A 9,146-nucleotide genomic window follows, 5' to 3' on the forward strand; every position below is an offset into this window, starting at 1 on the left:
GTGCGTGGTCCTCGCAGTCCTCTACCTGATCGCGTCGTTCGTCCGTCGGCGCGCCACGAGCCCCGCGCCGCACCGCCCGCAGGCGCGCCCGCGCGTCGACGCCTGAACCGTGGCCGCGCGTGAGAGTCGGAACAGAGCGTCCGCCACCGACGGGCTGGTGGTCCTCGCCGACAGCCCGGTCCACCGCCTGCCCGCCCACGGCAAGGTCCTCGCCCTGCTCGGCTTCGTGCTGGTCGCCGTCGCGACGCCGGCGGGCACGTGGTGGGCCTTCGGCACGTATGCCGTGCTGCTCGTCGCCACGCTCCTGGTCGCCCGCGTGCCGCTCGGCCTCGCCGGGCGACGAATGGTCGTGGAGCTGCCCTTCGTGGTCTTCGCCCTGCTGATGCCGTTCGTCGCGACCGGGCCACGGGTGGAGGTGCTCGGCCTGTCGCTGTCGCGCGAGGGACTCCTGGGCGGTGGCACGCTGCTCGCCAAGGCCACCCTCGGTGTGGTCGCGGCGATCGTGCTGGCGGCCACGACCGCGCCGCGCGATCTGCTCGCCGGCCTCGAACGGCTCCGGCTGCCAGCGGTGCTCGTCGCCATCCTGTCCTTCATGGTCCGCTACGTCTCGGTGGTCAGCGGCGACCTGCAACGGATGCGGGTGGCGCGCGAGTCCCGGGGATACTCGGGCGGTCGGGTCGGCCACCTCAAGGCCGTCGCGGCGGGTGCCGGGTCGCTGTTCGTGCGCAGCTACGAGCGCGGCGAGCGGGTCCACCTCGCCATGCTGGCCCGCGGCTACGACGGCCGGATGCCCACGCTGTCCTCGGACTCCACGTCGGCGGCGCAGGTCGTCCGCTGCGCCGTGCTGCCGGTCGCGGCGCTCGCGGTGCTCCTCGTCGCCCGGTTCCGGCTGGGCGCGCGATGAGCCCGGGCAGGAGCGCACCGGCGAGGTCCGAGACCACGACCGAGCCGGCCCCCGCGATCGCGGCCGAGCGGCTCGCCTTCGCCTACCCCGACGGCCGGCAGACGCTGTTTGGCGTCGACCTCACCATCGCGGCGGGCGAGCGGGTGGCGCTGCTCGGGCCCAACGGTGCAGGCAAGACGACCTTCGTGCTGCACCTCAACGGCATCCTGGGGGCGGTCACCGGGGGCACGGGCAGTGGCGCGGTGCGGATCGGTGGGCTGCCCGTCGAGCGGGCCAACCTGCAGGAGGTCCGGCGCCGGGTGGGCCTGGTCTTCCAGGACCCCGACGACCAGCTCTTCATGCCGACCGTCGCCGACGACGTGGGCTTCGGCCCGGCCAACCTCGGGTTGCGCGGTGACGAGCTGCGCGCCCGGGTTCTCGAGGCGCTCGACCAGGTCGGCATGGCGCAGTTCGTCGACCGGCCCCCCCACCACCTGTCGTTCGGACAGCGGCGGCGGGTGGCCGTGGCAACGGTGCTCGCGATGCGACCGCAGGTGCTGGTGCTCGACGAGCCCAGCAGCAACCTGGACCCGGCCAGCCGCCGCGAGCTGGCCGACATACTCACCGGTCTGGACGTGACGGTCCTGATGGTGACCCATGACCTGCCCTACGCGCTGCAGCTGTGCTCGCGGGCGGTGCTCATGGACGAAGGGCGGATCGTCGCCGACGGCGCGACCCGGGAGCTGCTGGCCGACCGCGAGCTCATGGACGCCCACCGGCTCGAGCTGCCCTACGGCTTCGACCCGCTGTCCGTCCCGGGCCTGCCCAGCTGATGCGGGCCCGGGTCAGACGTCCTCGGCCTTGCCGGCGGAGGGATCCCACCGGGTGATCCGGGCGGCCTCCCAGCCGCGGTCCTTGATCGCCTCACGGGACTCACGCTTGTAGCGGGCGCTGAGGCGGTCGAGGTAGAGGACGCCGTCGAGGTGGTCGGTCTCGTGCTGCAGGCAGCGCGCGAACAGCCCCGTGCCCTCGAGCTCGACCGGGTTGCCGTCGAGGTCGGTGCCGGTGACGCGGGCCCAGTCGGGCCGTGCCGTCGGGAACGACTCGCCCGGCACGGACAAGCACCCCTCGAGGTCGTGCTCCGGGTCGGCCACCCCCGGCGCGCCCTTCTTCTCCAGCACCGGGTTGATCACGTGCCCGACACGGCGCTCACCGGTCTCCTCATCGGGGCAGTCGTAGACGAACAGCCGCAGCCGCGACCCCACCTGGTTGGCGGCGAGCCCGACACCGTCGGCCGCCTCCATCGTCTCGAACATGTCGGCCACGAGCGCGCGGACCTCGTCGGTGACCTCTTTGACCCGCTTGGTGCGCTGGTGCAGGGCCTTGTGCCCGACGACGGTGATCTCCCGGACGGTCATCCGCGGCAGCCTTTCGTGTCCCCGATCATCAACGCCACGACCCTAATCGACGCCGTAAGCCGAGTGCCCACCCGTCCCGCGCCGGCTCGGCCGGCGGCCGGGACCCGCCGCCGGTCAGGCGCAGAACTCGTTGCCCTCCGGGTCGGCGAAGGTCACCCACTCGTGCGGCCCCTGCCGAGCGCGCCACAGCTCCCGCGCGCCGCGGGCGACCAGCCCGGCATACAGCTCCGTGCGGTCCTCGGGGACGTCGCGCAGGTCGAGGTGCATCCGGTTCTTGCCGGCCTTGTCCTCGTCGGTGAGCTGGAAGAGCACTCGTGGGCCGCCCTCGGGCGGGTTGATCGCGGCCCCCTCCCTCCACACCAGCGCGCCGCGGTGCCGCATCGTGTCGGCCTCGCTCGCCAGCCCCTGCTCGATCATGCTGCGGATGAAGGCCTCGTCCTGCGGCTCGGCGCTCCAGCCGAGCGTCTCGGCCCACCAGTCGGCGAGCTCGTGCGGGTGGTGGCTGTCGATGACGACCTGGAACGTGAGTGCCATGCGCAGACTCTAGGTGCGTGCGCCGACAGCCGTCCGACGAGCGCTCCGCGGGGGCGCCGCACCGGGCGTTGCCCGATCCGGCTGCTCGGCCGGAGCCCAGGACGTCAGAGCGTGGGATCGCGCCGGAACGGTGGGATCGGTCCGGTGTCGTCCTTGCCCCGGCCGCGCAGATCGGGACTGCGGTAGACCGAGCGGCCGGCGTCGGACGGCCCACGCGTCGGGATCGCCCGTGACTGCGAGTCGGCGTCCGCGTGCGTCTCGCCGGGGAAGGTCTCGAGGCCATCGGCCGGGATGCCCGTGGAGTCCTGGTGGACGGCGCTGTAGGGCTCCGCGTCCTCGTAGGACACCGCCCACCCCGGGTCGTCACCGGGGTCCGACGGGAGGGGCACGTCATACGCGGCCTCGTCGAGCGGTTCGCCCTCGTCGAGGTGCCGCACCCGGTCGTGGTCGCTGACCCCGAAGATCTCGGCGCAGATCGCGCGGTAGGTGTGGTCGGGATCGGGCACCCAACCCACCGAGCGCAGCGCCTGGTCCTGCCCCGCGCTCTCCATCACGAACCGGCCGTAGCCGAGCAGGCGCCCCATCGGTGAGCGGTTGTAGGACATGTCGGTCACCTTGGTCAGCGGCATCATCGCGACCTTGCGAGTGACCAGGCCGTAGGTGAGCAGCAACCGCTTGTCGGTGGCGACGAACCAGTCGTGCCGCCACTCGAGCACCTTCCACAGCATCCGCGCGACGAGCACGAACCACGCCCACCACAGCAGGTTGGTGAGCACGCCGAGGCTGGCCGGGGCGACGACGCTGACCCAGAGCACGAGGAGCAGGCCAGCCAGCGTGGACGCGACGGGTTCGGCCACCTTGGCCCAGTGCTGGTGGACGGCGATGATCATCGACTCGCCGTCGAGCAGGTAGCGGCCAGTCGTGCCGTGGGGGACGCCCGGTCCCGCACGCGCCACGACGGCTACCCCCTGCCGAGCAACGAGTCGAAGAAGGAGCCGAGCGACTTGAAGCCCTGGGCGATGACGTCCCACGCGGAGTGCAGGATGTCGCCGGCCCGGTCGGGCGAGGTGAAGATCGCGTAGATGATGAAGGCGACCACGAGCAACTGCAGCAGCCGCTTCAGGTTGAACATCGGTGCTCCTTGGTCGGATGGGGGTCCCACTGACCTTGCGTCAATGTGCTCATCATGGCAGTGCTGACGTGGCCACAACTCGTCCACCATCGTGCCAGTGTGACGGTTGAGACTGGTGAGGCGCGCCGTGGCGACGCTTTCCCACGAGCGGCCGAGGGGCGTCAGGTGGAGCCTGCGAGACGGCGCCGGGCGACCTCGAACGCCAGCACGGCCGCCGAGCTCGCCACGTTGAGCGACTCCACCCCGCCGTGCATGGGGATCGCCAGGTCGACGTCCACCAGCTCGCGGCACGCGTCGGACAACCCGTCCGTCTCGTTGCCGAGCACGAAGGCCGAGCGTGCCTCGAGCCGTGCGTCATAGATCGACTCGCGGGCCGAGGCGTCGAGGCCGTATGTCGTGTAGCCCGCCGCGCGCAGCGCCTGCAGCGCGTGTTCGGGGCGCCGACAGCGCACGATGCTGGCGCGGTAGGCGATACCGGCGGAGGCCTTGATCACCAGGGGCCCGACCCCGGGCGAACCGGCGCTCGGCAGCACGATCGCGTCGAACCCGGCGGCGGTGGCGGTGCGGATGATCATCCCGACGTTGGCCGGGTTGGTGACCCCGTCGAGCACGAGCACCGCGGCGGTCGCGGGCGCGAGCCGGGCGAACTCCTCCAGCGAGCGCAGCCCGGGAGCGACCACATCGGCCACGATGCCCTGGTCGTGCTTGCCGTTGCCCGCGAGCCGCTTGACGTGCTGCGGCGTGGCCCACTCGACGGGCACGCCGCGCCGCTTGGCCAGCTCGAGCAGGTGCTTCACGGCGGGCCGGGAGACGTTCTCGGCGACGACGAGCTTGTCGAGGGCGAGCTCGTCGTCCAGCAGCACCTCCTGGACCGGCTTGCGGCCATAGACCGTGATGAACGACTCGCGGGGGGAGCGTTTTGGCGCGCCGGACCCTCGGTGGTCGCCTGCCGTCTGGTGTGCCACCTGCCGAGTCCTCACAGCCGCCGCGCCGGGCCCACCCGCCGGACCGGTCCGGCGGAGCCCGTTGAACGTCCCGACGATACCGAGCACCGTGGGGCCGGGTGCCGGCCGGCGCTACGAACGTTCCCGGTCGAGGTCCCGGCGGTAACCGAGGACGGTCAGCAGTCCGCACGCGGACCACCAGGCGAGCACGACGACCACGTGCAGCGTGGTGCTGCCGGTGGCCGGGTTGCCGAAGGCGTCCATGTCCTCGGCGGGACCCATGAGACCCCAGGCCAGCAGCCCGAAGTGGTGGGTCGGCAGGGCCTGCGCGATGGTCGTGAAGACACCGGGCAGCTGGTCGAGCGGGTAGAAGAACCCCGACAGGAAGGACAACGGCAGGAAGACCAGGTTGACGATCGTCGCCACGGCCCGGGGGCGCACCCAGTAGGCGATCGCCGAGCCCATCGTGGAGAAGGCGAGGACCCCGGTCACGATGAGACCGCCGCAGGCCAGCAGACGGAGCGGGTCGAACGACACCCCACCGGCGACGACGGCGACCGCGGCCATGCCGACGAGGGTCACGGCCGTGAACACCAGGTTCAGCGCGACCTTGCCGGCGAAGTAGACCCACATCGGCATCGGGGTCGCCCGCAGGCGTCGGAGCCACCCTTTACCGCGCTCCGCCGCGAGCTCGCCGCCGAACGAGAAGAGCGCCTGGCTGACGACCCCGTAGCAGCCGAACGACACGAACATCATCGCCCCGACGTCGGTGCCGCGGGGGAGCACCTTCCCCGCTTCGGGCAGCCCGAACATCGTGTAGAGGATGACCGGCAGGACCACCACACCGATGAAGTACTCCGGCAACCGGCGGTAGCGCCGGACCTCCATCAGCACCTGCGTCGCCAGCAGTCCGAGGATGCCGGTGGAGGGCCGCTCACTCGGACTCAGCCGATGCGGAAACGCTTGCGGTGTGGTCAAGCCGGCCATGTCAGTGTCTCCTCGTGCGTGGGGCGGTGGTCGCCGGGTCGCCCTGGTCGCCGGTGAGGTGCAGGAAGGCCTGCTCGAGGCTGGCCTCGGTGACGGTCAGGTCCTCGACCCGGTGCCCTGCCGCGAAGACGGCGCGCAGGACGGGCTCGGGTTCGGCGACCTGCAGACGCAAGCGGTGCAGCCCTGGACGAGAGGACTCGCGTATGCCGGGTGCCTCCCGGTCGTGGAGCGTCGCCACTTGCTGCACACCCTTGACGGTCTCGAGCTGGTCGGTTGTGGCGTCGGTGAGCAGCTCGATGGTCTTGCCGGGGATCAGCGACTTGATCCGGGCAGGGGTGTCGTCGTGGACGATTCGGCCGTGGTTGATGAGGATGACGCGTTCGGCCGCCAGGTCGGCCTCGGCGAGGTTGTGGGTGGAGAACAGGAGGGTCTTGCCGAGCCGGGCGAACTCGCGGGCCTGCTCCCAGAACGCCTGTCTCGCGTGCACGTCGAGCGCAGCCGTGGGTTCGTCGAGGAAGAGCAGGTCGGGATCACCGACGATCGCCACCGCGAACGAGAGTCGCTGGCGCTGCCCCCCGGACAGCTGCGTGACCCGCTTGCTCGCGTGAACCAACAGGTCGGCACGGGCCACGACGTCTGCGGTCGGCAGGGCGTGCGGGTAGTAGTGACCGACCAGGTCGACCATCTCCGTCACGGTCAGGCTCTCCGGCGCGGCGGTGTCCTGCAGCATGGCGCCGACCCGGCCCCGGACCGCCACGTGGTGGGGCGGCAGGCCGAAGACGGTCACGCGGCCTGCCGAGGGTGATCGCAGGCCCAGCAGCAGCTCGAGGGTCGTCGTCTTCCCGGCCCCGTTGGGCCCGAGCACGGCAACGACCTCGCCGGCGGTGACCTGCAGGTCGATACCCACGACGGCGGGCACCTCGCCATACGACTTGTGCAGGTCCACTGCCTCGATCACGTTGCGCGCCTCTTGAGGGTCCATGCCAGCCTCGCTCTCGCCGATGCGCCGGCGGCGCCTGCGTCGACTCGACGCTAGGGCGGGCACGCCGCCGAGACAGGTGCCGGCAGTCACGACCTGCACCCATGACTTCCGGCACCTCGACCGTTGACGTCGGCGACCTATGCTGCAGAGGTGGCCGACGAGTCCTTGGACCGGTTGACCAGCGGGGCCGGCCTGCTGGGCTACGTCCTCGTGGGTCTGGTCGCCCTGCTGTCAGGGCTGGCCGCGACCGTCTCGCCATGGTGGTGGGTGGCCTACGCCGCCGGCCTGGGGACGTTCGGGCTGCTGTGCGCCGACCGTGTGGGCGTCCGGGCGGCCCGGGGTCTGTTGGCGCCACTGTTCGTCGCGGTGCTGCTGACCTACCTGCTGGCCCCGGACTACGGCATCTCCGCGGTCCCGATGGTCATCTTCGTGGCGACCGCGGCGTTCCTGCTGCAGGTTTGGGCGACGCTGTCGCTCATCGGGATCCAGACGGCCGTGCTCGTCGTGGCCAGTGTGCTCCAGGACGGTGACCGAGGCTTCGGCGCCGCGGTGGCCGTCATGTATGCCGTGTTCCAGCTCTTCGCGCTGGTCATGGTCGAGACGAGCCTGCGCGAGCATCGGATGCGGGAGGAGCTGGGTGTCGCCAACGCCGAGTTGGCAGCGGCCCAGGGAAGACTGGCGGAGACCAGCAAGGTGGAGGAGCGGCTGCGGATCTCCCGTGACCTGCACGACCTGGTCGGGCACCAGCTCAGCGCCCTCGCCGTCAACCTCGAGGTCGCCTCCCATCTGGCCGAGGGACCCGCCTCCGAACCGGTGGCGCGCTCGCGGGTCATCGCCAAGGACCTGCTGAGCGACGTGCGCCAGGTGGTCGGTCGGCTCCGCGAGCCACGGGCGCGGTTGGGGAGGGCCTTGGCCGACCTGGCCGTTGCCGTGCCCACGCCCAGGGTGGTCCTCGACGTCCACGGCGACCTGGACGAGCTCGGTGAGGACGAGGCGGAGGTCGTCCTGCGCTGCGTCCAGGAGCTCATCACCAACGCGATGCGGCACGCCGAGGCGGAGCACCTCTGGATCACACTGACCTGCAACGGGGGCGAGCTCGTGCTCTCTGCCCGGGACGACGGGCGCGGGGCGACCGAGGTCGCGGTCGGCCACGGACTGACCGGGATGCGCGAACGGGTCGGCCGGCTGGGCGGCGAGCTCTCCTGGGACGGCGCCGACGGGTTCCGCGTCGAGGCGCGGCTCAGGACAGCGGCATGACCGGGGACGGGACAACGGCTGGTGCGCGGGAGGTCGATGACGATCCCGCCGACGGCCCCGAGACTGCCGATGGTCGCGACCACGGCGGTGGGGGGAGGGCGTCCGTCCGAGTGCTGCTGGTCGACGACCAGACGTTGGTGCGGCAGGGGATTCGCAGCCTGTTGGACCTTGCGGACCGGATCGAGGTCGTGGCCGAGGCGGCCGACGGGATCGAGGCGCTCGCGGCGATCCAGCGGGTGCGGCCTGACGTCGTGCTGCTCGACCTGCGCATGCCGCGGCTCGACGGAGCCGCCACCCTGAAGGAGCTCTCGAACCGCGAGTTCCGGCCCCCCGTGCTGGTGCTCACGACGTTCGACGACGACGAGGCCGTGCTCGACGCCCTGAGATCGGGCGCTCGCGGCTATCTGCTGAAAGACGTCACCCTCGACGAGCTGGTCCATGCCATCGAGACGTTGGCCCGAGGCGGCCGGCTCGTCCAGCCCGCCGTCACGGCCGGTCTGCTGGCACGGCTGACCGACCGTGGACCGGCGTCGGCTCCCGAGCAGGTCGTGGAGCCGCTCACCGCGCGGGAGACCGAGGTGCTGCGCCTGGTGGCAGCGGGCCTCGCCAACCGGCAGATCGCCGAGGCCCTCCACCTCGCCGAGGGCACGGTCAAGAACCACGTCTCCTCGGTGCTGCTCAAGCTCGGGGTGCGCGACCGGACCAAGGCCGTGCTGCGTGCCCTCGAACGCGGCCTGCTCACCGGTGAGGGAAGCCGGTGACCCTCACCGACGAGCTGCGCGAGGCGCTGGACACCGCTACCGCGGGCGTGGACCGGGTCGCCCTGACCGCCGCCGTCGAACGGCTCATCTCGCGCTACCGCACCGGTGGCGCCGCGCACGAGCCGATCCTGGCGACGCCGGCCGACGTCACGGCATACGTCGCCTATCGGATGCCCGCGACGTTCGGCGCCGCGCGCCTCGCCCTGGGCCAACTCGCCCTGGCCCGGCCAGACCTGCGCCCGCGCTCG

General features: G+C 71.8%; 11 protein-coding genes and 1 pseudogene. 5 read left to right on the forward strand and 7 right to left on the reverse strand.

Going from position 1 to position 9,146, the window contains the following annotated elements; genetic code table 11:
• Positions 1-157: 157 nt before the first annotated feature.
• Both cbiQ and FRW57_RS12245 read left to right on the forward strand, forming a co-directional pair.
• Complete coding sequence (gene cbiQ, locus FRW57_RS12240; protein WP_238384510.1) at positions 158-904, forward strand: cobalt ECF transporter T component CbiQ; 747 nt, start codon at positions 158-160, stop codon at positions 902-904.
• Positions 901-1,716 carry an energy-coupling factor ABC transporter ATP-binding protein gene (locus tag FRW57_RS12245; RefSeq protein ID WP_137120311.1) on the forward strand — a complete coding sequence of 272 codons (816 nt, stop codon included), beginning with the start codon at positions 901-903 and terminating at the stop codon, positions 1,714-1,716. The genes cbiQ and FRW57_RS12245 overlap by 4 nt, the downstream gene beginning before the upstream one ends.
• Positions 1,717-1,728: 12 nt before the next feature.
• On the opposite strand, the gene def is transcribed toward FRW57_RS12245, so the two are convergent.
• From def to FRW57_RS12275, 7 genes are all read right to left on the reverse strand, one after another.
• The gene (gene def / locus FRW57_RS12250) at positions 1,729-2,301 is read right to left on the reverse strand and encodes a peptide deformylase (protein ID WP_137120312.1); all 573 of its coding nucleotides are present in this window, start codon (positions 2,299-2,301) and stop codon (positions 1,729-1,731) included.
• Between the two features lie 114 nt (positions 2,302-2,415).
• On the reverse strand, positions 2,416-2,835 hold the full coding sequence (locus tag FRW57_RS12255) for a VOC family protein (RefSeq protein WP_137120313.1): 420 nt from the start codon (positions 2,833-2,835) through the stop codon (positions 2,416-2,418).
• Positions 2,836-2,939: 104 nt separating this feature from the next.
• Entirely contained in the window at positions 2,940-3,791 is an 852-nt protein-coding gene (locus FRW57_RS12260; protein ID WP_238384511.1) for a PH domain-containing protein, read from the reverse strand.
• A gap of 5 nt (positions 3,792-3,796) precedes the next feature.
• A complete protein-coding gene (locus tag FRW57_RS24035) occupies positions 3,797-3,967 on the reverse strand; it encodes a hypothetical protein (protein WP_202911393.1) in 171 nt (56 codons plus the stop codon).
• A 161-nt stretch (positions 3,968-4,128) separates the two neighbouring features.
• Positions 4,129-4,932, reverse strand: coding sequence for a TrmH family RNA methyltransferase (locus tag FRW57_RS12265; RefSeq protein ID WP_137120314.1), 804 nt, complete (start codon positions 4,930-4,932; stop codon positions 4,129-4,131).
• A gap of 111 nt (positions 4,933-5,043) precedes the next feature.
• Positions 5,044-5,898 carry an ABC transporter permease gene (locus FRW57_RS12270; RefSeq protein ID WP_152186097.1) on the reverse strand — a complete coding sequence of 285 codons (855 nt, stop codon included), beginning with the start codon at positions 5,896-5,898 and terminating at the stop codon, positions 5,044-5,046.
• Position 5,899: 1 nt separating this feature from the next.
• Complete coding sequence (locus FRW57_RS12275; protein WP_137120316.1) at positions 5,900-6,880, reverse strand: ABC transporter ATP-binding protein; 981 nt, start codon at positions 6,878-6,880, stop codon at positions 5,900-5,902.
• A gap of 150 nt (positions 6,881-7,030) precedes the next feature.
• Here FRW57_RS12275 and FRW57_RS12280 point away from each other — a divergent pair, with 150 nt between their 5' ends.
• The 3 genes and pseudogenes from FRW57_RS12280 to FRW57_RS12290 form a co-directional block, all read left to right on the forward strand.
• Positions 7,031-8,137 (forward strand): sensor histidine kinase, encoded by a 1,107-nt coding sequence (locus FRW57_RS12280; protein WP_137120317.1) that lies wholly within the window; start codon positions 7,031-7,033, stop codon positions 8,135-8,137.
• Positions 8,134-8,898, forward strand: coding sequence for a response regulator (locus FRW57_RS12285; RefSeq protein WP_152186098.1), 765 nt, complete (start codon positions 8,134-8,136; stop codon positions 8,896-8,898). Before FRW57_RS12280 ends, FRW57_RS12285 begins: the two co-directional genes overlap by 4 nt.
• A pseudogene (locus FRW57_RS12290) lies at positions 8,895-9,146 on the forward strand (hypothetical protein); the annotation flags it as partial. The gene FRW57_RS12285 and the pseudogene FRW57_RS12290, both read left to right, overlap by 4 nt.

The sequence above is a fragment of the Segeticoccus rhizosphaerae genome (genome assembly GCF_009192725.1).
Classification (GTDB): domain Bacteria; phylum Actinomycetota; class Actinomycetes; order Actinomycetales; family Dermatophilaceae; genus Segeticoccus; species Segeticoccus rhizosphaerae.

Bases quoted from the DNA above. Each gene is read 5' to 3' on its own strand.
- FRW57_RS12245 (WP_137120311.1), top strand. From the start codon at position 901: ATGAGCCCGGGCAGGAGCGCACCGGCGAGGTCCGAGACCACGACCGAG.
- def (WP_137120312.1), bottom strand. From the start codon at position 2,301: ATGACCGTCCGGGAGATCACCGTCGTCGGGCACAAGGCCCTGCACCAG.
- FRW57_RS12255 (WP_137120313.1), bottom strand. From the start codon at position 2,835: ATGGCACTCACGTTCCAGGTCGTCATCGACAGCCACCACCCGCACGAG.
- FRW57_RS24035 (WP_202911393.1), bottom strand. From the start codon at position 3,967: ATGTTCAACCTGAAGCGGCTGCTGCAGTTGCTCGTGGTCGCCTTCATC.
- FRW57_RS12270 (WP_152186097.1), bottom strand. From the start codon at position 5,898: ATGGCCGGCTTGACCACACCGCAAGCGTTTCCGCATCGGCTGAGTCCG.
- FRW57_RS12275 (WP_137120316.1), bottom strand. From the start codon at position 6,880: ATGGACCCTCAAGAGGCGCGCAACGTGATCGAGGCAGTGGACCTGCAC.
- FRW57_RS12285 (WP_152186098.1), top strand. From the start codon at position 8,134: ATGACCGGGGACGGGACAACGGCTGGTGCGCGGGAGGTCGATGACGAT.